The organism is Neisseria subflava, assembly GCF_005221305.1.
GTDB lineage: Bacteria > Pseudomonadota > Gammaproteobacteria > Burkholderiales > Neisseriaceae > Neisseria > Neisseria subflava.
Genome location: NZ_CP039887.1, coordinates 1,557,806 through 1,582,072, shown reverse-complemented (window position 1 = coordinate 1,582,072; position 24,267 = coordinate 1,557,806). Strand labels below are relative to the sequence as shown.

23 protein-coding genes and 1 tRNA gene are annotated in these 24,267 nt (G+C 51.7%); 13 read left to right on the top strand and 11 right to left on the bottom strand.

All coding sequences use genetic code 11. The annotated features are described in order from the left end of the window. The first annotated feature begins 197 nt into the window (after positions 1-197). The 4 genes from FAH66_RS07630 to FAH66_RS07615 all read left to right on the top strand — a co-directional run bounded on the left by FAH66_RS07630 (position 198) and on the right by FAH66_RS07615 (position 4,900). The gene (locus FAH66_RS07630) at positions 198-1,292 is read left to right on the top strand and encodes an FAD-dependent oxidoreductase (protein WP_137041215.1); all 1,095 of its coding nucleotides are present in this window, start codon (positions 198-200) and stop codon (positions 1,290-1,292) included. A 167-nt stretch (positions 1,293-1,459) separates the two neighbouring features. Then, the gene (gene glyS / locus FAH66_RS07625) at positions 1,460-3,523 is read left to right on the top strand and encodes a glycine--tRNA ligase subunit beta (RefSeq protein ID WP_137041214.1); all 2,064 of its coding nucleotides are present in this window, start codon (positions 1,460-1,462) and stop codon (positions 3,521-3,523) included. A gap of 162 nt (positions 3,524-3,685) precedes the next feature. After that, positions 3,686-4,765 (top strand): iron-sulfur cluster carrier protein ApbC, encoded by a 1,080-nt coding sequence (gene apbC / locus FAH66_RS07620; protein WP_137041213.1) that lies wholly within the window; start codon positions 3,686-3,688, stop codon positions 4,763-4,765. Positions 4,766-4,824: 59 nt separating this feature from the next. Continuing rightward, positions 4,825-4,900: transfer RNA gene (locus tag FAH66_RS07615), tRNA-Lys, on the top strand. A 194-nt stretch (positions 4,901-5,094) separates the two neighbouring features. Here FAH66_RS07615 and FAH66_RS07610 read toward each other — a convergent pair. From FAH66_RS07610 to FAH66_RS07590, 5 genes are all read right to left on the bottom strand, one after another. Further along, on the bottom strand, positions 5,095-6,348 hold the full coding sequence (locus FAH66_RS07610; protein WP_137041212.1) for an ABC transporter permease: 1,254 nt from the start codon (positions 6,346-6,348) through the stop codon (positions 5,095-5,097). Beyond that, the gene (locus FAH66_RS07605) at positions 6,345-7,259 is read right to left on the bottom strand and encodes an ABC transporter ATP-binding protein (RefSeq protein WP_137041211.1); all 915 of its coding nucleotides are present in this window, start codon (positions 7,257-7,259) and stop codon (positions 6,345-6,347) included. The genes FAH66_RS07610 and FAH66_RS07605 overlap by 4 nt, the downstream gene beginning before the upstream one ends. Positions 7,260-7,287: 28 nt before the next feature. Beyond that, a complete protein-coding gene (locus tag FAH66_RS07600) occupies positions 7,288-8,031 on the bottom strand; it encodes an SH3 domain-containing protein (RefSeq protein ID WP_137041210.1) in 744 nt (247 codons plus the stop codon). A gap of 80 nt (positions 8,032-8,111) precedes the next feature. Further along, positions 8,112-9,110, bottom strand: coding sequence for a BtrH-related acyltransferase DarH (gene darH, locus FAH66_RS07595; protein WP_137041209.1), 999 nt, complete (start codon positions 9,108-9,110; stop codon positions 8,112-8,114). A 71-nt stretch (positions 9,111-9,181) separates the two neighbouring features. Continuing rightward, positions 9,182-10,030, bottom strand: a complete 849-nt coding sequence (locus tag FAH66_RS07590) for an RnfABCDGE type electron transport complex subunit B (RefSeq protein ID WP_208648101.1) — start codon at positions 10,028-10,030, stop codon at positions 9,182-9,184. 210 nt (positions 10,031-10,240) lie between these two features. On the opposite strand from FAH66_RS07590, the gene FAH66_RS07580 reads away from it, so the two are divergent. Continuing rightward, positions 10,241-10,708, top strand: coding sequence for a YchJ family protein (locus FAH66_RS07580; RefSeq protein WP_137041206.1), 468 nt, complete (start codon positions 10,241-10,243; stop codon positions 10,706-10,708). Between the two features lie 264 nt (positions 10,709-10,972). On the opposite strand, the gene FAH66_RS07575 is transcribed toward FAH66_RS07580, so the two are convergent. After that, positions 10,973-11,761 carry an inositol monophosphatase family protein gene (locus FAH66_RS07575; protein ID WP_003684681.1) on the bottom strand — a complete coding sequence of 263 codons (789 nt, stop codon included), beginning with the start codon at positions 11,759-11,761 and terminating at the stop codon, positions 10,973-10,975. A 167-nt stretch (positions 11,762-11,928) separates the two neighbouring features. Here FAH66_RS07575 and FAH66_RS07570 point away from each other — a divergent pair, with 167 nt between their 5' ends. The 4 genes from FAH66_RS07570 to FAH66_RS07555 all read left to right on the top strand — a co-directional run bounded on the left by FAH66_RS07570 (position 11,929) and on the right by FAH66_RS07555 (position 14,754). Further along, positions 11,929-12,654 carry a 16S rRNA (uracil(1498)-N(3))-methyltransferase gene (locus tag FAH66_RS07570; protein ID WP_137041205.1) on the top strand — a complete coding sequence of 242 codons (726 nt, stop codon included), beginning with the start codon at positions 11,929-11,931 and terminating at the stop codon, positions 12,652-12,654. A gap of 83 nt (positions 12,655-12,737) precedes the next feature. Beyond that, positions 12,738-13,028, top strand: a complete 291-nt coding sequence (locus FAH66_RS07565; protein WP_137041204.1) for an acyl carrier protein — start codon at positions 12,738-12,740, stop codon at positions 13,026-13,028. Further along, a complete protein-coding gene (locus tag FAH66_RS07560) occupies positions 13,025-14,083 on the top strand; it encodes a beta-ketoacyl synthase N-terminal-like domain-containing protein (protein WP_137041203.1) in 1,059 nt (352 codons plus the stop codon). The genes FAH66_RS07565 and FAH66_RS07560 overlap by 4 nt, the downstream gene beginning before the upstream one ends. Further along, the gene (locus FAH66_RS07555) at positions 14,065-14,754 is read left to right on the top strand and encodes a hypothetical protein (protein ID WP_049328427.1); all 690 of its coding nucleotides are present in this window, start codon (positions 14,065-14,067) and stop codon (positions 14,752-14,754) included. The genes FAH66_RS07560 and FAH66_RS07555 overlap by 19 nt, the downstream gene beginning before the upstream one ends. A gap of 110 nt (positions 14,755-14,864) precedes the next feature. Here FAH66_RS07555 and FAH66_RS07550 read toward each other — a convergent pair whose 3' ends face one another. The 3 genes from FAH66_RS07550 to cyaY all read right to left on the bottom strand — a co-directional run bounded on the left by FAH66_RS07550 (position 14,865) and on the right by cyaY (position 17,530). After that, a complete protein-coding gene (locus FAH66_RS07550; RefSeq protein ID WP_137041202.1) occupies positions 14,865-16,460 on the bottom strand; it encodes a hypothetical protein in 1,596 nt (531 codons plus the stop codon). Positions 16,461-16,645: 185 nt separating this feature from the next. Further along, positions 16,646-17,152 carry an S-ribosylhomocysteine lyase gene (luxS, locus tag FAH66_RS07545; protein WP_049328425.1) on the bottom strand — a complete coding sequence of 169 codons (507 nt, stop codon included), beginning with the start codon at positions 17,150-17,152 and terminating at the stop codon, positions 16,646-16,648. A 54-nt stretch (positions 17,153-17,206) separates the two neighbouring features. Beyond that, entirely contained in the window at positions 17,207-17,530 is a 324-nt protein-coding gene (gene cyaY, locus FAH66_RS07540) for an iron donor protein CyaY (RefSeq protein WP_049328424.1), read from the bottom strand. A gap of 71 nt (positions 17,531-17,601) precedes the next feature. On the opposite strand from cyaY, the gene lptM reads away from it, so the two are divergent. After that, positions 17,602-17,772 (top strand): LPS translocon maturation chaperone LptM, encoded by a 171-nt coding sequence (gene lptM, locus FAH66_RS07535; RefSeq protein WP_137041621.1) that lies wholly within the window; start codon positions 17,602-17,604, stop codon positions 17,770-17,772. A gap of 16 nt (positions 17,773-17,788) precedes the next feature. Then, a complete protein-coding gene (lysA, locus tag FAH66_RS07530; RefSeq protein ID WP_137041201.1) occupies positions 17,789-19,009 on the top strand; it encodes a diaminopimelate decarboxylase in 1,221 nt (406 codons plus the stop codon). A gap of 102 nt (positions 19,010-19,111) precedes the next feature. Here lysA and FAH66_RS07525 read toward each other — a convergent pair whose 3' ends face one another. Together FAH66_RS07525 and FAH66_RS07520 are read right to left on the bottom strand one after the other, a co-directional pair. Continuing rightward, a complete protein-coding gene (locus FAH66_RS07525) occupies positions 19,112-19,339 on the bottom strand; it encodes a SlyX family protein (protein ID WP_049350873.1) in 228 nt (75 codons plus the stop codon). Position 19,340: 1 nt separating this feature from the next. Then, positions 19,341-20,714 carry a Na+/H+ antiporter family protein gene (locus tag FAH66_RS07520; protein ID WP_137041200.1) on the bottom strand — a complete coding sequence of 458 codons (1,374 nt, stop codon included), beginning with the start codon at positions 20,712-20,714 and terminating at the stop codon, positions 19,341-19,343. 362 nt (positions 20,715-21,076) lie between these two features. Here FAH66_RS07520 and FAH66_RS07515 point away from each other — a divergent pair, with 362 nt between their 5' ends. Beyond that, the gene (locus FAH66_RS07515; RefSeq protein ID WP_137041199.1) at positions 21,077-22,396 is read left to right on the top strand and encodes an MFS transporter; all 1,320 of its coding nucleotides are present in this window, start codon (positions 21,077-21,079) and stop codon (positions 22,394-22,396) included. Positions 22,397-22,718: 322 nt separating this feature from the next. After that, positions 22,719-24,260, top strand: a complete 1,542-nt coding sequence (locus FAH66_RS11150; protein WP_279638368.1) for an aldehyde dehydrogenase family protein — start codon at positions 22,719-22,721, stop codon at positions 24,258-24,260. The last annotated feature ends 7 nt before the right edge of the window (positions 24,261-24,267 follow it).

Sequence of the window (24,267 nt, the reverse complement as noted above, 5' to 3'; positions counted from 1 at the left end):
AGCTGAGTGAATGTGAATATGTCAAAAGATGACATTATAGTAGGTTTTATGTAAGGAAGATTTTTTGTTTACGTAGTACTGATTTAGCTTAAGCATGATTTGCAAAAACTGTTCTCATTTTCTGTCGATATTGTGATACAGCAAAACAAGTTCTAAAATATGCTGCTTATTTAGATATTAAAAACAAGGAGAAACTGATGTCTAAGGTTGCGGTACTCGGTGGTGGTCTTTCTGGCCGTCTGATGGCGTTCCAATTGGCAGAACAGGATATTTCGGTCGAGTTGTTTGAGAAAGGTGAACGCAACGGCGAACAAGCCGCCGCTTATGTTGCCGCGGCCATGTTGGCGCCGTCTGCAGAAGCGGTGGAGGCAACGCCCGAAGTCATTCGTTTGGGCAAACAAAGTATTGCGCTTTGGCGCGCGATTGTCGGCCGTCTGAATACGCCGGTGATGATGCAGGAAAACGGCAGCCTGATTGTTTGGCACACGCAGGACAAGCCGCTTTCTGCCGAGTTTGCCCGTCATTTGAAGCGCGGCGGCGTGGCAGAACATGAAACCATACGTTGGAACGCGGATGAAATCGCGGCAAACGAGCCGCAACTGGCCGGGAGGTTTTCAGACGGCCTGTATCTGCCGACGGAAGGGCAGTTGGACGGACGTCAAGTATTGAATGCGCTTGCCGATGCTTTGGAATCAATGAATGTGGCGTGCCATTGGTCGTGCGAACGCGAAGTCGAAGATTTGGCGGCGCAATACGATTGGGTCATCGACTGCCGCGGTTATGGTGCAAAGAGCGCGTGGAACAGGCCGTCTGAAAGCGTTTTGCGCGGCATACGCGGCGAAGTGGCACGCGTTTACGCACCCGAAATCGAGTTGTCCCGCCCCGTGCGTCTGCTGCATCCGCGCTATCCTTTGTATATCGCGCCGAAGGAAAACCATATTTTTGTGATTGGTGCGACCCAAATCGAAAGCGAAAGCCAAGCGCCGGCCAGCGTGCGTTCCGGTTTGGAACTTTTGTCCGCACTGTATGCCGTGCATCCGGCATTTGGCGAGGCAAACCTTTTGGAACTGGCCACCGGCTTGCGCCCGACTTTAAACCACCACAACCCCGAAATCCGCTTCAACCGCGAACGTCGCCTGATTGAAGTCAACGGCCTGTTCCGCCACGGTTTTATGATTTCTCCTGCTGTTACCGGTGCGGCCGTGCGTTTGGCCGGTGCGCTGTTTGCCGGAAGCGACATTCCCGAATCAGACGAAATCAGCGGCTTGCAGTATATCCGCGCCGCAAATTGAAGCCGTGGCGGACGTTGTGCTTGAAAATCGGGCAAATTGTTTGTGAAAGACAGCCACAGGCCGTCTGAAAATGATAAAATCGCCGTCAATTCAATTAACCTTGCGTCTGAAAACCGCATGATGCCGTATTCAGACGCCAAACCAATTTCCTATTTAACGATAAGCACATGACAACCCAAACCCTTTTAATCGAACTTCTCACTGAAGAACTCCCGCCAAAAGCCCTGAATAATTTAGGCAACCACTTCGCCGCTTCTGTTGCCGAAGGCTTGGAAAAAGCGCAACTGATTGACGGCGAAGCCGAATTTACCGCCTACGCCTCGCCGCGCCGTTTGGCCGTTCAAATCAAAAACGTGAAAGCCGTTCAAGCCGATCAGAAAATCGTGAAAAAAGGCCCTGCCGTGGCGAATGCCATGAAAGACGGTGCGCCGACCAAAGCTTTGGAAGGTTTCGCGCGTGGTGCTGGGGCGAAAATCGAAGACTTGACCATCGTCCACGACGGCAAGCAGGATGTGTACGCCTACGAATACGTCCAAACCGGCAAACCGTTGGGTGAACTTTTGGAAGACATTATCAATCAAGCGGTTAAGAAACTGCCGATTCCGAAAGTGATGCGTTGGGGCAGCAGCACGTTTACCTTCGTGCGTCCCGTCCACGGGCTGATTGTGCTGCACGGCAGCAACATCGTAAACGTCAGCGTTTTGGGTCTGCAAAGTGGCAATCAAACCTTGGGACACCGCTTCCTTTCCAACGGAGAAATCGCCATTGAAAACGCCGACAGCTACGCCGCACAAATGCTCGAGCAAGGCAAAGTCGTCGCTTCGTTTACCGAGCGCAAAGCCGCCATTCAGACGGCCTTAAACGAGCAGGCAGGTCGTCTGAAAGCCACCGTAGCCGCCGATGAAGCCCTGTTGGACGAAGTTACCGCGCTGGTCGAATACCCCGTTGTTTTGGAAGCCGGTTTTGAAGAACATTTCCTCGCTGTGCCGCAAGAATGCTTGATTCTGACCATGCAGCAAAACCAAAAATACTTCCCGCTGCTCGACCAAAACGGCAAGCTGATGAACCGCTTCCTGTTGGTCTCCAACCTGCAAACCGAAGACCCGTCGCACATCATCCAGGGCAATGAACGCGTTTTGCGCGCACGCTTGTCTGATGCCGAGTTCTTCTACAAACAAGACCAAAAAGCGACTTTGGAAAGCCGCCTGCCCAAACTGGCGAACGTGGTGTACCACAACAAAATCGGTTCGCAAGCCGAACGCATCGAACGCCTGCAAAGCATCGCCGCCCACATTGCGAAAGCTTTGGACGCGGACGCTGCTGCAGCCGAACGCGCCGCGCGTTTGGCGAAAGCCGACTTGGTTACCGAAATGGTCGGCGAGTTCCCCGAACTGCAAGGCACGATGGGCAAATACTATGCCCGCTTGGACGGCGAAACCAAAGAAATCGCCGAAGCCGTCGAGCAGCACTACCAGCCGCGCTTTGCCGGCGATAGGCTACCTGAAAGTAAAACCGCCACTGCCGTTGCGCTGGCTGATAAACTGGAAACCTTGGTCGGCATTTGGGGCATCGGTCTGATTCCGACCGGCGACAAAGACCCCTACGCCCTGCGCCGCGCCGCCTTGGGTATCCTGCGGATGCTGATGCAGTATGGCTTGGACGTGAACGAGCTGATTCAGACGACCTTCGACAGCTTCCCCAAAGGTTTGCTCAACGAGAAAACGCCGTCTGAAACCACCGACTTCATGCAGGCGCGCCTTGCCGTATTGCTACAAAACGACTATCCGCAAGACATCGTTGCCGCCGTACTCGCCAAACAGCCGAGCCGTTTGGACGATTTGACCGCCAAACTGCAAGCCGTTGCCGCGTTCAAACAACTGCCCGAAGCCGCCGCGCTCGCTGCCGCCAACAAACGCGTGCAAAACCTGCTGAAAAAAGCCGATACCGCGTTGGGCGAAGTCAATGAAAGCCTGCTGCAACAGGACGAAGAAAAAGCCCTGTATGCCGCCGCACAAGGCTTGCAGCCGAAAATCGCCGCCGCTGTTGCCGATGGCAATTTTCAGACGGCCTTGTCCGAACTGGCTTCCGTCAAACCGCAAGTCGATGCCTTCTTCGACGGCGTAATGGTGATGGCGGAAGACCCCGCCGTAAAACAAAACCGTTTGAACTTGCTGAACCGCTTGGCAGAACAAATGAACGCAGTTGCCGACATTGCGCTCTTGAGCGAATAAGGCCGCGTTTTAGTTGACCCTTTTTTCAGGCTGCCCGATGTTTCAGGCAGCCTGAAGTTTTTCGGGCGTATCCCTTGCGTGGCGTTCAAGGGTATAATTCGGCAGATTTGTCGCACGACAAATCGCGCACATAAACAATTTCCCACATTCAAGAGGCAGATTATGAATATCCCAGCCATCCGAACCGCACTCGATGCCGTATTGATTCCCCATACAATGCGCACCTTAGGCAGCGAAAAAGCCGTTACACTCCTTGAAGAACGTTCAGACGGCCTGCATATCGGCCTGAAATTCGCGTTCCCAGTTGCCCATATTGCCGCAGACATTGCTAACGCCCTCCAAGAAGCCGTCATTTCGCATACCGGCGATACCCACATTCACTTGAGTATCGATACCGAAATCGGTACGCATAAAGTTCAACCCGGCGTAGCAACCATCAAAGGCGTGAAAAACATCATCGCTGTTGCATCGGGCAAAGGCGGCGTCGGCAAATCAACGACCACAGCCAACCTTGCCACCGCAATGGCCAGAATGGGCGCGCGCGTCGGCGTACTTGATGCCGACCTGTACGGCCCAAGCCAGCCCACCATGCTCGGCGTGCAAGACCGCAAACCCGATCAACAAAACAAAAAACTCATTCCCGTTGAAGCCGAAAGCGGCATTCAAGTGATGTCCATCGGTTTCCTGGTCGATACCGACCAAGCCGTCGTTTGGCGCGGCCCGATGGTCAGCCAAGCCTTGCAACAGCTGATGTTCCAAAGCGAGTGGGATAATGTCGATTATCTCTTCATCGACCTGCCGCCCGGTACCGGCGATATCCAATTGACCCTGTCGCAAAAAATCCCCGTAACCGGCTCCGTTGTCGTCACCACGCCGCAAGACATCGCCCTGATTGATGCACGCAAAGCCGTGGATATGTTCAACAAAGTCAATATCCCGATTTTGGGTGTTTTGGAAAATATGTCTGTCCATATCTGCTCCAACTGCGGCCATGCCGAAGCAATCTTTGGCGCAGAAGGCGGTAAAAACCTGGCAGAGCGTTTGAACGTACCATTGCTCGGCCAGCTTCCGTTGAGCCTGCCTGTACGCGAAGCCATGGACAGCGGTACATCTTCGGCCTTATTTGAAAACAACCAAACCATCGCCGACATCTACACCGAAGCCGCCTTCCAAATTGCACTGGCCATTGCCGATAAAGGCAAAGACTTCAGCAGCCGCTTCCCGAAAATCGTCGTCGAATAAAAAAGTTTAAAAAAGGTGTTGACAGCTGTGTGCACTATCTCTATAATGCACAGCTTATCGGGTCGTTAGCTCAGTCGGTAGAGCAGCGGACTTTTAATCCGTTGGTCGAGCGTTCGAATCGCTCACGACCCACCAAATATAAAAACCTGCTTTGAAAAAAGCAGGTTTTTTTACGTTTGGATTTTAGGATTTTGTTGAAAATATTTTGTTATTGAAACAATCCATAGCACATCAAGCATCAGGTCGTCTGAAAATATCTTTCAGACGGCCTGAAGTTTTATAGGAATGGTTTTGAGAAATAAGTTTGTCTACCTAGGGCAGACAAACGTTTAAAACCTTACCTGCGTCTGCAACTGCCTACGATAAACCAATACGGCAGCAGTCAGCGTGGCACAAGAGAATGCTGACAGTAAAAGCAGATAACGGCCGATTCCGTCCAGTCCGCTGCGGTTGAGCAGCAGTTCTTGAAAAGCCTTTAAGCCCCAAGCCATTGGGGAAATCCAAGTGAGTTGCTGCATGGTTTCGGGCATGACGTGGGCGGGTACCATAATGCCACCGATTGCCGCCATCAGGATGATGCCGCCGCCGCCGAGGACGACGGCGTGTTCGGTGGATTTGGCGCAGACGCTGACCAAAAGCGCGTAGCCGAGTGCGGCGGCGCTGACGGCGGCGGACAGCAGCGCGTAGGGAACAAGGCTGCCGTTGAGTATGAGGGCGGGCACGCCGATTTCGGGCAGCAGGTAACGGCCGAGCAGCAGCATTCCGACAAACTGAAGCTGGTTAATCAGGAAATAGGGGACGAGTTTGGCGGCAATCAGACCGGATGCGGAGGCGCGGGCGAGACGCAGGCGGGTGATGGTGTTGGTCTGGCGTTCCAGCGCCATGACGTTCGACAGCGGTATCATGATGAAAAACATACCGAAAATCAGCCATGCGGGTACGCTGTGCTGTACGGCGTTGGGTTTTTCCACCGTGCCGCTGCCTGCGCTCAGATAGTGTTCTTCCAGCATTTTTTTATCTAAAAAGGTTTGCACTGCGGCGAATTGTTCGTCGTTTTTTTCATCGACTTTTTTCTGGATGTCTTTGCGGATGGAACGGGGCAGTTTTTTATTGTCGATTTTGATGCCGTCGTTGCTGTCGAAATAGGCGTCCAGCCGCGTTTGGGTGTAATGCTGCTGCAAAACGCCTTTGACCGCCGCCAGCCATGAAGGCTCGGTATCGGGCGGTACATAGATTTGCAAGGCTTTGTTGTCGGCGATTTTGCCGGAAGCGGGGTTCGGGTTGTGCAGCACCAGTTGGAAACGCTTGTCGTGCAGGCCGTTTTGCGCGTCGGTCAGTTTTTCAGACGACATCCGCGTAACATGAATCTGCTCTTTTTCCAGCGCGGCGGCCAGCGCGGTATTGACGTTGTCGTCTGCCGCGCCGACCAGCGCGATGCGGCTGTCGGTGTGCGGATCTTGGTCGCGGCTCAGCGCCAACGACATAATCAGCATGAAGGCGATGGGCATCACAAACAACACGGCCAAACCGTGCAGGTCGCGGCAGAGCAGTTTGAGTTCTTTGAGGAGGGAAGAGGTTGTCATTGTGGATTTTGCTTATCTGTTGCTGGCTCGTCTTTGCGCAGGAAATCAAGGTAAAACGTTTCCAGCGAACCGTGTCCCTGCTGGAAGTAGCGGATTTTCGCTCCGCTTTCTTGCAGGGCGGCGTAAACGGCGGCGGCATCGTATGTGGTTTCCATCATGCCGTGGCTGTCCACTCGCTTAGCACCCAAAGCGGCCAGCGTTTGAGGCGGTAGCGGCGGTTCGACGGTAAAGCGCACGACACCGGTTTGCGTGCTTAAAAGCTCGTCCAAACCGCCGTGATACACCAGTTTGCCATGTTGCAGCAGCGCGATTTTGCCGCAAAGCTGTTCGATTTCCGACAGATAGTGCGAGGTGTAAACCACCGTTACCCCTTGCCGCGTCAAATCCGCCACGCTGTCGAGGATAAAGCGGCGCGACTGCGGGTCGATGCCGACCGTGATTTCGTCAAGGAATACCAGTTGCGGCGTGTTAATCAGACCGATGGCAAAATTCAGACGACGTTTAAGCCCGCCCGAAAGATGCTTCGCCGCCTTGTTTTTGTGGGCGGTCAGGTCGGTCTGTTCCAACAGCGCGTTCAGACGACCTTTGCCGCGCACTTTGTAAAGTGAGGCGAAAAACAGCAGATTGTCCCACACCGAAAGCTGCGGATAAAACGCAAAATCCTGCGGCACCAAACCGATTTTCTGCCGCTCGCTGCGGCTCAACAGGCGCAACGGTTTACCGTCAAACAAAATTTCGCCCTGCCGTACTTCCTGCAAGCCTGCCAAAAGCGACATCAGCGTTGTTTTCCCCGCACCGTTGTGGCCGAGCAGCCCCAAACATTCGCCGTCGGCAATATCGAACGACACATTGTCCAGCGCGGCAGTTTCGGCTTTGGGATAACGGTGGGAGAGGGATTGGATTTGAATCATGGTTTCAGACGACCTTTTCGAGTGATATTTATAGCGCAGCATCCCACAAATAACGGCGCTGGAATTTGCCGTCCTTAAATATAAAGCAGACATCGAAAGGATTGCCGTCCGAACCTTGTCTGCCGAACAGATAAAGTGTCTTATCGCTGTCGCGGTAATAGGCTTCCCATTTTTCATACACATTGCTGCCGCGTGCAGTGGCGGCAAAATCGGGCGAGAACAGTCCTTGCAGTTCGGCAGCGGGAACCGCTTGACCGTTTAGCGTGATGCGTTCAAGCGCGAACACGCTTTTCGGAATGTCGTAGTCTGTACCATAGAAAGGTTTGCCTCGATAGAGCTGCGCGGTGTATTTGTCTTTGTTGATACCCGAGAAATCACTGCGTTTAGGGTGGATGCGGCGGGCAACGATATGTACCTTTTGTCCGTTGCCGGACAAAGTCAGCGTATCGTCGCGACCGGATTGTTCGCGCAGGCGGACGAAGTTTTTGTCGGAGGCGGGAAATATCAGACGGCTGTAATGGATGAAACCGTAGTCTTCTGCGGCAGGTTGTTGCAGCTGGGCAGTACAGAAACTCAGGCTGCCTTCACCGCCGTCACCCAAACATTCCAACGGTGTGCCGTTGGGAATTTTTGCCAAGACTTTGGCATTCAAATTTGGGCTTTTGCGCAAGTTGGTGTGTCCGTCGGCATCATGCACCAAGGCAAAGCCGTTTGGCGGCGCGGCATGGGTTAAGGCGGAACACAATAATAAGACAGTAGCTAGGTAACGCATTTTTAATTTCTTTTAGTTTTCAGACGGCCTGAATGTCAAAATAATCCACGGTAGATTAATCGGGATCGAATAAATCCTGATTATTTCAATAATCCGCGCCACAATGCTTCTTCATTATCCGCAATTTTGCGCAGAAATTCGGCAATGTTGCGGCAACCGTTTTCGGATGGTTTTTTGCACTGTTTCACGCATATTGCTGCGAATTGACGCCATTGGTCGCCGATGGCGGTCATTTGTTCTGAGGCCGTCTGAAATGCAGGTTCGTTGCAGATATGGGCGGCCTGTTCGAGGAAGTAGGCGTAGATGTAGCGGAAACCTGCGCCGCCGGTGCCGATTTCTTCCTGCATCCGTACCAAATGGCCGAGAAACAGTTTTTGGTATTTTGCATTTCGTTTAGTGGGCAGGGCTTCGATGTTTTTTGCCAACGTGCGGATGCCTTTTACGCCGGCGAAAAAAACAGGCGGGAGCATTTGTTTGGCGTTTTTGCGGATGGCTTTGCGGATGATGGCGGGCAAGTCGGCCTGAACTTTTTCAGACGACCTGTCGTTTTCCAGCGTGTACATCATGCCTTTTGCCGCCAATACACCTTTGGCGAAGCGCGCCCGCTGCAAATCTTCGGCGGCGCAGCGCTGCACGGTTTCAAATACGGGGTCGCTGATCAGGTAGTCGCCGCCGTCTTTGCCGTATACCAAGAGATTGTGTGCGTTGAAATGGAAACGCATTTGCGGTGGGAAATACGGCAGCCAGAATACGGAGGTCTGCAAACCCGCCAGCTTGCCCGATGAAAGCGCGGCATCCAGCGCGTCTTGTCCCTTTTGGGCATTGGAAAATTTGCGGACGGACAATTTCAGCCCCAATGCCTTGCAGGTGTTTTTGATGATGCCGCGCGGTGCGATGCGGTAGGAAACCAGCGGCATGCCGTTTAATTTGATCAGCGGCATCCAGACAAATGTCAGTGCGTGGGCAATACCGAAAATCATGGCTTCGTCTAAATTGTGGCCATGGTATTTGAGCAGGGTGGACATCACACCGCTTTCGCAATGGGCGGTATGCTGGTGTGGAAATTCTTGTGTGGTCATAAAGTTATTGGTTTTCGTGCAATGTTTTCAGACGGCCTGATGCGGTCGGAATGGGTTTGTTATTTTGGAAATCAGCGGGCTTCTTTGACCGCTTCCTGCTCAGCTTTGTAGCGGCGCAGAAACTCGATGGCAGCGGCTTTTTCGGCTTCGTTGCCGTATTTGGCATCACGTTGGGCGCGGCGCAGTTCAGCGCGTTCTTTGGCTTCTTCGATTTGGCGCGCTTTGAAGTCTTCGCGGTTGTCGGAGGAGACGAGTTTGTCCTGCTGCGATTGCGCTTTGGCCATGGCTTTGGCAATCAAATCCATGGGGTTGAATGCGGCGCTTGGTGCGGCTGTTTGGGTTTGTGCCTGTGCGGCCTGTTTGGCTTTGACGGCGGCTTCGCGTTGCGCCAGCAGGGCTTTGCGTTCGGCATCATCGCGCTGTTTGCGCGCGGTATGGCGTTCAAAACGGCTTTGCGCGTGTTCGGCGGCGGCAAAGCGGGGTTCGGCAGAGGTGCTGAAACGGCGTGCAGACGGCAGGAAGGGCTGCGATACGGGAACCATGTCGATGCAGTCGACGGGGCAGGGGGGAACGCATAAGCCGCAGCCGGTGCATTCTTCGCTGATGACGGTGTGCATCAGTTTGGATGCGCCCATAATGGCATCGACAGGGCAGGCGCGGATGCAGGCGGTACAGCCGATGCAGACGGCTTCGTCAATCAGGGCTACGGCTTTGATTTGTGTTTTTGCCGGCGCGAGGTAGGGCTTGCCCAATAGGTCGGCAATGTCTTTCATGACGGTTTCCCCACCCGGCGCGCACAGGTTTACCGGCGCTTCTCCTGCCGACAGGGCACGCGCATAGGGTAAGCAGCCTTCATAGCCGCACTCACGGCATTGGGTTTGCGGCAATAGGTGGCTGATGCTTTGGATGGGAATGGTCATCATGGATAGTCAAAATCGAAAAGGCGCATTATATCAGATTGTTGCGTTTGTTTTGGCGAAACCCGCTTTGCTTATTTTAGCGAAACTCTCCACGCTCGTTTTGGTAAACTCGTTACAATCGTTTTGGCGAAACTCGCTACACTCATTTTCAGACGGCCTGAGTCGGGTTTACGTTATAATTTTGAAATGGATTTATTCGGGTAATTAGGAATGACGGCTACACTTTGCCCCTGTCAGTCGGGGCGTGTTTATACGGAATGTTGCGCACCATTTCATGCGCGTGAGGCGGCGGCCTCGACGGCGGAAGAGTTGATGCGTTCGCGTTACAGTGCGTATGTTTTGCAGGAAATCGACTATATCGTGGACACGACTGTCCCTGAGCAGCAGAATTTGTTGGACAAGCAGGATTTGGCGGTATGGAGTAAGCAGACGCAGTGGTCGGGATTGAAGGTTGTCCGTCATGTGCCGTTTGGCAAGCTGCATGCTTTGGTCGAGTTTGAGGCGTATTTTGAAGAGAACGGGCAAACTGAGTGCCATCATGAATTGTCGGCATTTGTGAAAATAGATGGGCGTTGGTACTTTATTGATCCGACCGTTGCTTTGCCGACGATGAAACAGCCTTGTTTGTGCGGTTCGGGCAAAAAGTTTAAGGCGTGTTGCGGACAGTTTTTCAAATAGTAGTGTAAACAGGCCGTCTGAACGTTCAGACGGCCTGAGCGGTTTTTGCAGATAAAAAAAACCATTCATACTAAGGGAGAAGTATGAATGGCCAATACATTGCGGGAAAACGTCTTACTTGCTGCACCGCCCAAAAGGGATGAAAGAGCGGTGTTGTGTCAGCGATTAGTATTCTACCGTTTTTAGTATTAAATGCTGTTAAGAAGTGAAATAATTTCAATAAGTTGCGAGATAATCGTGATTTTTTGAAGATAAACGGTATTTTTACTGATTTTCTCGAATCCATTTCACCCATTGTTGAAACAGTTCAGGTTGCAATGCGGCGATGACGGAACGCTTGAATACATGTTCGCCGCTCCAAAAATCGTCGCCTTCCAAAGTGGTCAGGCAGCCGCCGGCTTCTTCAAAAATCAATGCGCCGGCAGCGTAGTCCCAAAGCTTTTGTCCGCCGTGGATGTAAATATCGTAGCGGCCGCTGGCAAGGTAGCACCAGTCGAGCGTGCTGCTGCCCATGCTGCGGATTGTGCCGAATGGGGCAAGGGTATTCATGCGGCTGGCGAGTTTGCCCGAACGCAGGTATTTGATTTCTACGCCGGCAATGGATTCGTTGAGTTTTTTGTTTTCGGAGCGCAGCGGTAGCGGCGTACCGTTGAGGAATGCGCCTTTGCCGCGTTCGGCATAGAAACATTCGCCGCTGACCGGATTGTAAATCACGCCCAATTCGGCGTGGCCGTTTTTAACCAGTGCGACGGATACGGCAAAATGCGGCAAACCGTTGACGAAGTTGTTTGTGCCGTCGATAGGGTCGACAATCCACAGGCCGTCTGAATGTTCGTTCCACAAACGGGTTTGCTCCTGAACGCTCATCTCCTCGCCCAACATCGGACAATCCTCCAATAAGGGCAGGGCGGCGGCAAAAGCGGTTTGTGCGGCCAAATCTGCTTCACTCAAAACCGAGCCGTCTTCCTTGCGTCGTGACGGCGTGTTCAGAAAACGCGGCATGACTTCGGTTTGGGCGATGTGGCGGACGACTTTCTGTAAACGGTATAGCACGGCGTATCCTTGTTTTTTGCAGTTTTGCGTGACAGTGGATTAAAATTCGGGAAGTTTTCAAATTATAGTGGATGAAATCAAAATCAGGCAGGCAAGTGTATGTCGTCGTCGTGTTTCAATTTCGTTCACGAAAGTTCAAATTATATACATGAATAAAGCAGGAAACCATGCCCCGATTTTATGTTGATTTTGCCTTAAGCCCCGACAGCGTGGTCGAATTGCCCGATAATGTGGTGCGCCATTTGAATGTATTGCGCGTGAAAAACACGGAAGAAATCGTATTGTTCAACGGCAATGGCAAGGCATATCCGGCTTTGCCCGAAGTTTTAGAAAAACGCCGCGCCAGCGTGCGGATTTTGCGTGAAGAGGCAACGGACAATGAATCGCCGCTGAACATTACGTTGGTACAGGCGGTATCCGCCGCCGAGCGCATGGATTTCACTTTACAGAAAAGCGTGGAATTGGGCGTGGCAGAAATTCGTCCTGTCATCAGCGAACGCTGTGTCGTCCGCTTGAGCGGCGAACGTGCAGAAAAGCGGGTAGCGCGTTGGCAGGAAATCGTCGTTTCGGCGTGTGAACAAAGCGGCCGCAATATTGTGCCGAAGGTTTTGCCGCTGACGACTTATGCACAGGCTCTGCAACAGTTGCCGCAGGAAACAACCAAACTGTTAATGAGCTTGAACCGCGCACAAAAACTGAGCGATGTTCGGCCGCAATCCGGCAAAGTCGTGTTTATGGTCGGCCCGGAAGGCGGCTGGACGGAGAAGGAAGAGCAGCAGGCATTTGATGCCGGTTTTCAATCCGTTACGCTTGGCAAACGGGTGTTGCGTACCGAAACCGCCTCACTTGCGACCATTGCCACCATGCAGACGCTTTGGGGCGATTTTGCATAAAGTTCAGGCCGTCTGAAAACGAGCGTAGCGAGTTTCGCTAAAATGAGCTGTTGCTTCAAGAGATAAAAATGGGGGTTTAAAAAATGTCTTACACCTTTACACTGGCCGAGCACGAGCTGGAAGCGGAATTGAAAAAGTTAATCGTGCAAGAGGCCGATAAGGCCGATGATGTGGATATGGATGATTTTACCGACGATGCACTTTTGTTTGGCGATGACAGTCCGGTCAGTTTGGATTCGCTTGATGCGCTGCAAATCAGCGTTGCCTTGCAACAGTATTTCCAAGTGCGCCTGCAGGGCGACCGGATGGTGCGCAAACATATGATGTGCGTACGCGATTTGGCGGCGTTTATCCGTGCGGAGCATGGCGCGTGAGTTGGGTTTGCGGTACGGTGGCCACTTCTGCCTTGAATCCGCAAACGGATTTCAGACGGCCTGATGCGGTGTCTTATACGTTTTTAAACCAACCGCAGCAGGCTGCTTATTTTCGTGCATTCGCAGGCGACAGTTTGGGGCGGAAGGAATTTGCGGATATTGCCGAACAACATTTGCGCCGAGCCGCCGAAAATGCAGGCTGGCCGTCTGAAAGCTGGCATGATGCGCCGGTGTTTATCGGTTCCAGTTCCTATTCCATCTCCGAATATGAAAACCGCCATTTTGCGGGCAATAGGGCGGTAGAAGAACACAATCTGCTTTATCTTGCCGAAGATTTGCGCCGGCGCAGCGGCAATCGGCAGATTTTCAGTTTCGCTACTGCCTGCACTTCATCTGCCCACGCGCTGATTCAGGCGGATAATTGTTTGCGCGACGGGGCGGAGCGTGCCTTTGTGCTTGGTATTGAAAACCTCAACCGGCTGACTTTGCTGCATTTTCACAGTTTGGGTTTGCTGGCCGAACAGTATTGGCCTTTTGGCAGAAACGGTTTGATTTTAGGCGAAGGTGTTGCCGCACTTGCCTTATCTTCCGCTGCTCCCGAATCTTCTTCAGGCCGTCTGAAACTTATCGGACACGCCGCCAATACAGGCAATGACCTGATTCAAAGCAATGGCCAAGCGCAAGAGCAGGTAATGCGCCGTGCGTTAGATATTGCAGGCATCGCTCCTGAAAGTATTGTAGCCGTTAAAACACACGGTATCGGTACGGCTGACAGCGATGCCGCCGAATTGGCCGCACTGGAAAATATATTCGGTACACTGCCGCCTTTGATGGCGTTCAAGCCGCAAATCGGGCACACGCTTGGCGCAACGGCAGCCCTTGAAACAGCCCTGCTTTTATCCGCTTTAAAACAAGGCAGAAGCAACGATTATCAGGGGCGGGAAATTTGTTTTTCCGAATGTGCAGCTTCACAAAAAGGCGGCTTTTTCTGTTTGGCCAATCAGTTTGGTTTTGGCGGCAGCAACACATCTTTGGTATGGCAATGGCAACCGTAAATCCTAATATCCGTATTACCGCCGCCGTGCGTTTTGATACTGATGCCGGCACCGGCGGTAAAATCCTCAAACAAACCTTAAAGCAGCAAAGCGGTATAGATACCCGCCGCCTCAGCCGCTTGAGTTTGATTGCCGCGCTTGGTGCAGGGCAGTTAAAGGAACAAAGCGAAATCCGTTCTGATTGCGCTGTTTTTCTCGGTACACCATTTTCTTCGCCATCCGTATTTGAAAAAATGGCAGACAATGTGCTGAATCATCACGCCGCGATGCCGTTTGACTTTATCGCCAATCTGCACAACTCTCCCGTTTTTCATGCCGCGCAAGCGTTAGGCACGCATGGTGCAACTTTGGTCGTGGCTGCTGACAACAATGTGGATACCTGCTTTCATCCATTATTGCTGGCGATGCAGTCTGTGCAAAATGGCGGACAAGCTGCGGTTGGCTGGGCATATGAACATCAAGCAGCTCATGCCGATACCCATGAAGGCAGTATTTGGATGTTGCTTGAAGCCGGTGCAGAGCAGGGTGTTCCCATTGTGTTGAATGATGAAGTGATGCAGGCTGATAGGCCGTCTGAAAAGCCGCAATATTATTGGCAAAATATCGCCGATTGGATAGAAGAAGTAATGGCGCACGAGGGTAGGAGTGTGAAGAAATATACTTTGGCGTGATCGGCAAATGATTTTAGAGAAAGTATTTGTCTTTTGAATAAATAAGGTTTATGTCATTAAAAAGGCCGTCTGAAAATATTTTCAGACGGCCTTTTTGTATCAAAAACCAATCAACGAGACATCTCACCTTGAATAGCGCGGATATTCGCTTTACGGGCGTTGATGGTACGGGTCAGCTGTTGGATTTTAATCTGCTCGCCTTTTTGTTTGGCCGCATTCAGCTGTGTTTGAAGGCGGGTAATAGCGGCCTGTTCATTGCGTACTTCGGTCTGCAATATCTGTTTGCGGGTTTCTTTAGGGCTTGGCTTAGGAGCCGGCGTAACCACAGGTGCAGTACGGATAACAGGGGCTTTGTATTTGCTGTATGAAGAACTGCGTGATTTGTTCTGACGGTTGCGCAGGGTAATATTAAGGCGCGGATTGGCGGCTTCGGCTGTGTTGGTCACGCTGGTAATCGGTACATTCGGCAGAATTTTGATATCGCTGTCATTATTTCCTTTATCCAGCAAAATGTCAGCTGCCGGTTTGTATGCTTGAGGGAAAGGTGTTGGGACAGTGGTTTTGCCATGTTCTACCGGAGCGGAAGTTGCCGGCGTGCTTGGTTCGGCCGAAGCTGTGGCAATAGGTTTGGCTGCTTGTTCTTCAGATGCGAGGACAACGGCTGTTTTAGTACGGCTGACCTTAGCTTTGCGTCGAGAGGAGGTTTTGGCATAAGTTTTGCCTTTACGCTTAGTCTCGACTTTGGCAGGTGTTTTATCGAGCACTTCATCCTGAGCTGTTACCGCTTGGTTATTTTGGGTAGTTGAAGTTTGCGGCTGAGCTGCCGAGTTCTGAATAATCTCTTGTGGAATTTGGATTGCAGGTACAACAGGTTGAACAGCTGGTGTTTCATTAATAATAGCAATGCCGTCTGAAACTGTTTTCTCGGTAGAAGCAGTAGGTTGGGCTTGTGCGGCAAGCATTACAGGAACAACACTGTTTTCTGTTTGGGTCGCACTAGACTGAGTTTGTACGACAGGAGTTGTATTGCGGACAGTAGTGTCAGCAACATAGTTTTCAGCTTTTATTGTGGGCGGCGCTTCCAGAGTAGGCGTATTGTTGGGAACGATTACGCTGTCCGCAATGGCTTTGTCGGCTGCAACGGTAGGTTGGATTTGTGCTGCGAGCGTTGGAGGAACAATAGTGTTGTCCTCTTGAGCAGCAGTCGTCTGCGTTTGTACGACAGGAGTTGTGTTGTGGACAGTAGTATCAACAACATAGTTTTCAGGTTTTGCAACGGCTGGTGTTTCCAAAACAGGCGTATTGTTGGAAACGATTACGCTGTCTGCAATGGTTTTATTCGTAGGCACAGCTTGTCGAGTTTGTGCCATCGGAATGGAAATAGGTGCGGGAACACCGTATTCATTTCGAGTAACAACGACTGGGGTTTGTACCGCAGGCGTTGCTTGAGAAGTATGAACGTAGTCAGCGGCAGATGCTTTAAATTCTGTTGTTTGTACCGTTTTTAAAACCGGAGTGTCGCCTGGAATCGCAACGACGCTGTTTTCTGTTACATTGTTTGTTTCAACTATGCGACAGGCGTCATTGATCTGATATGAAGCATAAACAGTAATGCCTTCAACATTGCAGACATACTCGGCAGCGTTGGCGGCGGCGGGGAGGGTCAGGCTGAGGGCAATGGCGGTTTTGCAGAAAAACGGTTTCATAAAGGCAATAGAATCAGGTTGTTTGTTTAAAGTGTAATTATACTATGTACACTGTCAGCATCCGCCAACTTATTTTTAGGCGGTGTAAAACTGTGGTTGGAAGGTTGAAAATTGGAATAAAAGGTCTTAAGGCCGTCTGAAACTTGTCATATAAAGTTTCAGACGGCCTTTGCTGTCATTGAGTATTAAGCGTTCAACAGGCTTTCGTCCAATGTCAGCTCTTCGTTTTTATTGACGGCGACTTTGCGTGCCAAAACGTTTTGGGCAATTTCGTGTGCTTCGGCAAGCGAGTGCATCATATAGGTACCGCATTGGTATTCGTTCAACTCGGGGATTTTGCTTTGGTCTTGAACGGTCAAAACATCCTGCATTGAAGCGAGCCATGCGTCGGCCACTTTTTGCTCGTCGGGCGTACCGATGAGGCTCATGTAGAAACCGGTGCGGCAGCCCATCGGGGAAATATCGATGATTTCAACGCCGTTGCCGTTTAAGTGGTCGCGCATAAAGCCTGCGAACAGGTGTTCCAGCGTATGAATGCCTTTTTCGGGCAGGATTTCTTTGTTGGGAATGCAGAAACGCAGGTCAAACACGGTAATGGTGTCGCCTTTGGGCGTGGTCATGGTTTTTGCCACGCGTACGGCAGGGGCGTGCATACGGGTGTGGTCGACTTTGAAACTGTCTAGTAGGGGCATTTGGGTATCCTTTGAGGTAAATAGATTTTTAGCTAGAGATATTTGAAGACTGAATCACAATTCTGCAATCTCAACTGCTTCGCCCGAAGCCGCACTCAGTGCTTCGTTTAAAACGTCGTAGAAATCGCGGCTGTCGCGCGTTGCCAGCCATTTGCCGTTTTGCTCGGCGAAATGGTAGCCGCCGCTTTTGGCGGCAATCCACAATTCTTGGTTGGGCGTGTGGCGGTTGACGATGATTTGCGTGCCGTTTTCGGCTTCGATGGTCAGGACGTTTCCGGCAAACTGGCAGTCGAAATCCCAGCCGTTTTCGTCGATTTGGTCTTCGATGTGTTCGAACAATTCTTCGCTCATGCGGATGAATTCGCTTTCGGTCATCATGGCTTTTTGTGTGGTTTTTGTTTAAGATACCGAATCTTGCCACATTCGTAATGATGAAGAAAGTTTTACTGATGAAATACGGCGTATTTTTTGCAGCGGCAACGGCTCTGCTGCTCTCTGCCTGCGGCTACAAAGGCGATCTCTACCTGCCCAAAGAAGGCGACAAGGCGCACTTCGGCGTGATTCAAACCGGCTTGAAATTCGATACGGCCAAAGAACCGACCACTCAAACCAACGATTAAAAAAGACTTCACAAACATGACTTTATTCTGCGAACAACTCCCTTATACACACCTTGCCGAAGAGTTTGGCACGCCGCTTTATGTGTACAGCAAATCTGCGCTGACCGAGGCATTTGAAAACTACCAAACCGCATTTGCCGCTTTAAATCCGCTTGTCTGCTACGCAGTGAAAGCGAATGGCAACCTGAGCATCATCAAGCACTTTGCTTCTTTGGGGAGCGGTTTTGACATTGTGTCCGGCGGTGAGTTGGCACGTGTTTTAGCGGCAGGCGGCGATGCGGCGAAAACGATTTTTTCCGGTGTGGGTAAGAGTGAAGCAGAAATCGAGTTTGCGCTGAATGCAGGCGTGAAATGCTTCAATATGGAGAGCATTCCCGAAATTGACCGTATTCAGAAAGTTGCCACGCGCTTGGGTAAGGTCGCTCCGGTTTCCCTGCGCGTCAACCCCGATGTCGACGCCAAAACCCACCCTTATATCTCCACCGGCCTGAAAGCCAACAAATTCGGTATTGCCTATGCCGATGCGCTTGAGGCCTATCGTCATGCTTCCCGACAAAGCCATTTGAAAATTGTCGGTATCGACTGCCATATCGGCTCACAACTGACCGACCTCAGCCCGCTTGTCGAAGCCTGCGAACGTATCTTGGCCTTGGTTGACCAATTGGCAGCCGAAGGCATTGTGTTGGAACACTTGGACTTGGGCGGCGGTGTCGGCATTGTTTACCAAGATGAAAATGTGCCTGATTTGGGTGCGTATGCCAAAGAAGTTCAAAAACTGATCGGTACACGCCGTCTGAAACTGGTTCTCGAGCCCGGCCGCAGTTTGGTCGGCAATGCAGGTGCGTTGTTGACGCGCGTCGAATTCGTCAAACATGGCGAAGAGAAAAACTTTGTGATGGTCGATGCGGCGATGAACGATTTGATGCGTCCGGCGCTTTATGATGCCTATCATCACATCGAAGCGGTCGAAACCAAAGACATTGAGCCATTGACGGCCAATATCGTCGGCCCGATTTGCGAAACCGGCGACTTCCTCGGCAAAGACCGCACCATCGCCTGCGAAGAAGGGGATTTGCTGCTTATCCGCAGCGCCGGTGCGTATGGCTCAAGCATGGCGAGCAACTACAACACGCGCAACCGTGCGGCGGAAGTATTGGTTGACGGCAACGAATGCAAACTTATTCGCCAACGTGAAACCATCGAGCAGCAAATGGCCAACGAATTGGCTTGTTTGTAAGGTTTGATTGTTTAAAAGGTCGTCTGAAAGCTTGATAGACTTTCAGACGGCCTTTGTTATGAAAGAAAAGGGCATGTATCCAACACGCCCTTTTTTAGCTGATCAATAATGCGGCGGAATCTCATCGCGCAGGCTGTACGGTTCGCGTTCGCCGTTTGCGCCTTTGTCCTGCATCCGTTGATACAGAAGCCGCAGCTGGCCTTGTTGCAAATCCAAAGCCTGCTGCATCTTGGCGATGGTGTCGTTCAGACTGCCGATTAAATCTTCCTGCAAGGCCGTCTGAATTTCCAGCTCCGTGACGCGGTGTTCCAATTCCCGAATATCGCTCATATTACAGCACCATTGCGGCAATCCAGCCGGCAGCCATCAGCGGGATATTGTAGTGGATAAAAGTCGGGATAACCGAATCGCGGATGTGGTCGTGCTGACCGTCGGCGTTCAAACCCATGGTCGGGCCGAGCGTCGAGTCGGAAGCAGGAGAGCCAGCATCGCCCAGCGCACCGGCCGTGCCGACGATGGCGACGGTCGCCATAGGAGAGAAGCCCAAGCTCATGCACAAAGGCACATAAATCGCGGTAATAATCGGCAAAGTTGAGAAAGACGAGCCGATGCCCATGGTCACCAGCAAGCCGACGCACAACATGGTCAATGCGGCCATGCCTTTATTACCGCCGAACAAAGCCATGCTGTGTTCGACCAAAGGCTGAATCTCGCCAGTTGCGTTCATTACGGCGGCGAAACCTTGAGCCGCAATCATAATAAAGCCGACCATCGCCATCATTTTAATGCCTTCGCCGAACACATCGCTGGCGGCGGAGCGGTTCATCACGCCCAACATCATAAACACGGCAAAGCCCAACATGGCGCCCAATACCAGCGAACCATCGTACAAAAGCTGAATGGCAAAACACACGGCAATCGCCACGGCCGCCACCAAGCTGCGATAGGTTGACGGCTCTTGTTGTTGCACTGCCGCACGGTTGTCTTCCGTGTCGGTGGTATTGTTTTGATAAATACGCGGTTTGCGATAGTGCAAAAAGGCCAGCAGCAAGCCGAATACCATGCCCAAAGCCGGAATCGCCATTGCGTGCATCACATTAATGCCGCTGGTGTCCATGCCTGCCGAGCGGATATTGCCCAACATGATGTCGTTCAAGAAGATGGCGCCGAAACCGTAAGGCAGGAACATATAAGTCGTTACCAAGCCAAACGTAATCACACAGGCCACCAAGCGGCGGTCGAGTTTCAAACGGTTGAACACCAACAGCAGCGGCGGAATAATCATCGGGATAAACGCGATATGAATCGGCACAACGTTTTGGCTCATCACGCCCATGCACAAAATAATCGCCAGCAGCAGCCATTTGACCGCGCCTTCGCCTTTCGCATTGCCTTTGCCGCCGTTGAGCTTGCGGATAATCACGCCGGCGAGCTGTTGCGGTAGACCGGAATGCGTGATGGCCATGGCAAACGCACCGAGCATGGCATAAGACAGTGCGATTTGCGCCCCGCCTTTCAAGCCTTCGTTAAAAACAGGAATAATCCCTTGCTGCACCACATCGCCAGCCGCGTTGGTTACATTCTCCAAAGGCATACCGGCCACCAAGCCGCCGATAAAAGCGCCGACAGCCAAGCTGAGCACCACATGCACGCGCGATAAAGACAGCACAAGCATGATGATGACCGCAATTACAACCGCATTCATATCGTTCTCCGTTGTTCAGACGGCCTGTTATGTAAAAACAGGCAATCATCTGTTTACATATTACAAATAAACATCATAACCCAAGCATGAAGCCTTTGCAAAAAACGGCAGGCCGTCTGAAAACCAGATTATCGACTTTCAGACGGCCTGAAGTGATGTCTTGTATAACGGTTCAATAGGGTATGCGGTTTATCGCTGAGATTAAGATATTCAAAAATAGCCAAAAAACGCGCGCTTCCTATTCTTTGCATATTGTATAAATGTTAAAATCGACATAATGCTCTATTTGGGGTTTGTCGCTGAAACTCAAGCAGTTATTTATAAAATCTAATTCGATAATACACAAATAAAGGAAAGAAGTTATGGATATTCTGACGCGGCTGCACAATCTGCCGCCTTCCCGCTTCCATTACAAACTTTTAGTGTTGGTCGGTATAGGCTGGTTGTTTGATGCCATGGATACAGGCTTGGTGTCGTTTGTATTGCCGGCTTTGGGCAAAGATTGGGCGCTGGCTCCGGCGCAGTTGGGCTGGATTGTCAGCATTGCCTTTGTCGGCATGGCTTTGGGCGCGGTATTCAGCGGCTGGTTGGCAGACAGGTTCGGACGGAAAACCGTTTTTGCCGGCACGATGGTGGTGTACAGCATTGCCACAGGTTTGTGCGCGCTTGCGCCTGATTTGACGGTGTTGCTGGTGTGCCGCTTTTTTGTCGGCGTCGGCTTAGGCGGCCAACTGCCCGTCGCCGTGTCGCTGGTCAGCGAATATGCGCCGCCGAAAGTACGCGGCCGTTTTATTGTGTTGCTGGAAAGCTTTTGGGGCTTGGGCTGGCTCTCGGCCGCGCTGGTGTCTTATTTCTTTATTCCACAAACCGGCTGGCACAGCGCATTTTTATTCGGCGCCTTGCCCCTGTTTTATGTGCCGTTGGTGTTAAAGTTTGTTCCCGAATCCGTGCCTTACCTGCTTTCCCGCGGCAAAACCAACGAAGCGCACCGTTTGGTATCCGCGCTGGAAATACAATCGGGCATCACGCCGCCGACAGAAGCCGTTGCCGCCCCAGCCACCCCGCGCGAACGCATCCGCTTCGTCCAACTTTGGCAACATCCGTTTGCACGGCGTACGCTGATGTTGTGGCTGGTTTGGTTCGGCATCGTGTTTTCGTATTACGGTATTTTCACTTGGTTGCCCAAACTGCTGGTCGAGCAGGGCAATACCGTGGTCAAAACCTTTGAATATGTGCTGGTGATGATTGTTGCGCAACTGCCCGGCTATATTGCCGCCGCGGCTTTGGTGGAAAGAATCGGTCGCAAAGCAACGCTGGCAGGCTTTCTGGCCGCTTGCGCCGTGTGCGCATGGTTTTTCGGGCAAAGCACAACTGCGGCCGAAGTCATGATCTGGGGCAGCCTGATGTCCTTCTTCAACTTGGGTGCATGGGGCGTTTTGTACACCTACACCCCCGAACTCTACCCCTTGCGCTTCCGTGCCTTCGCATCCGGCTGGGCAGGCGCCATCGGCCGCGTCGGCGGCATACTCGCGCCCATGGTAGTGGCGGCAATGGTGGGCAACAGCGGCGGCTTCGGCAATATCTTTATGATGTTTGCACTGGTTATGCTGCTGATTGTGGCGGTAATCTTGGTATTGGGTGAAGAAACCAAAGGCCGTACGCTGGAAGACATCAGTCAATAAAAGGCAGACATAAAACAAAGGCCGTCTGAAAAATATTTTCAGACGGCCTTTGTTTTATTTTGATTATGTAATTTTAATACATTGGTTTTCTGTTCTTATTTTAATATGCGGGGAAAGCGACCAAGAATGGACGTCTTTGGTTGCTTTAGGATAAAATCATTATACTTCAATAAATTAAAATGAATAAATGATAAAGATGCTGTCTGAAAAGTTCAATTATGGTTTGTGATGTAGGTCAAAGCAGAATGTAACTAAATTACTTATAGTTATCGTAGTGAAAATTTATTGACCTTATTGCCACCTTTTATTAAGGAGATACACCATGAACGCATCAGCCGACAACGTCGTCAGCCCAGCCGTAGCCGAGGTAAACAGCCTGGTTGAAAAGGGTTTGCGCTCGTTGGACGAGTTTCGCAAGCTGAATCAGGAGCAGATTGATTATATCGTTGCCAAAGCCTCCATTGCTGCGCTGGACAAACATGGTGTACTCGCCATGCACGCGGTCGAAGAAACGGGACGCGGTGTATTTGAAGATAAGGCGACCAAAAACCTGTTTGCCTGCGAAAACGTCGTGCGCCGCCTGCGCGATTTGAAAACCGTGGGCGTCATCAGTGAAGACGATGTAACCGGCATCACCGAAATCGCCGATCCGGTCGGGGTCGTCTGCGGTATCGTGCCGACCACCAATCCGACTTCCACCACCATTTTCAAATCCCTGATTGCACTGAAAATCCGCAATCCGATTATTTTCTCGTTCCACCCTTCCGCCCAGCAGTGTTCCGCCCACGCCGCCCAAATCGTGCGCGATGCCGCGATTGCCGCCGGCGCGCCGGAAAACTGTATCCAGTGGATTGAAAAACCGTCTATGGAAGGCACTTCCGCGCTGATGAAGCATCCGGGCGTGGCGACGATTTTGGCGACCGGTGGCAATGCGATGGTGGAAGCCGCTTATTCCTGCGGCAAACCCGCGCTCGGCGTCGGGGCGGGCAACGTGCCTGCCTATGTTGAAAAAACGGCAAACATCCAACAGGCGGCACACGACATCGTGATGTCCAAAGCGTTCGACAACGGCATGATTTGCGCCAGCGAACAAGCCGTCATTGCCGACAAAGAGATTTATAAAGAGCTGGTCGAAGAGTTCAAATCCTACGGTGTGTACTTCGCCAACAAAAAAGAAAAAGCCATGCTCGAAGACTTCATCTTCGGCGTTACGGCAAACTGCGCCAACTGCGGCGGCGCGAAACTCAATGCTGCCGTGGTGGGCAAACCGGCGGCGTGGATTGCCGAACAGGCTGGGTTTAAAGTTCCCGAAAAAACCAACATCATCATCGCCGAATGCCGCGAAGTCGGCCCCAACGAGCCGCTGACCCGCGAAAAACTCTCGCCCGTACTGGCAATGCTCAAAGCCGATTCCACCGAACAAGGCTTGCAGTTTGCCGAACAAATGGTCGCCTTTGACGGCTTGGGACACTCCGCCGCCATCCATACCGCTGATCAAGAATTGGCAAAAACCTTCGGCACCCGTGTCAAAGCCCTGCGCGTGATTTGGAACTCGCCTTCCACTTTCGGCGGCATCGGCGACGTGTACAACGCCTTCCTGCCGTCCCTGACCTTGGGCTGCGGCTCTTACGGCAAAAACTCCGTCGGTGGCAACGTCAGCGCAGTCAACCTGTTAAACATCAAAAAAGTAGGCCGTCGGAGAAACAACATGCAATGGTTCAAAGTACCCGCCAAAATCTATTTCGAGCGTGATTCCATCCAATACCTGCAAGACATGAAAGACTGCGAAAAAGTCATGATTGTAACCGACCGTTCGATGGTCGATTTGGGCTTCGTCGATAAAGTGACCCACCAGCTCCACTAACGCAAAA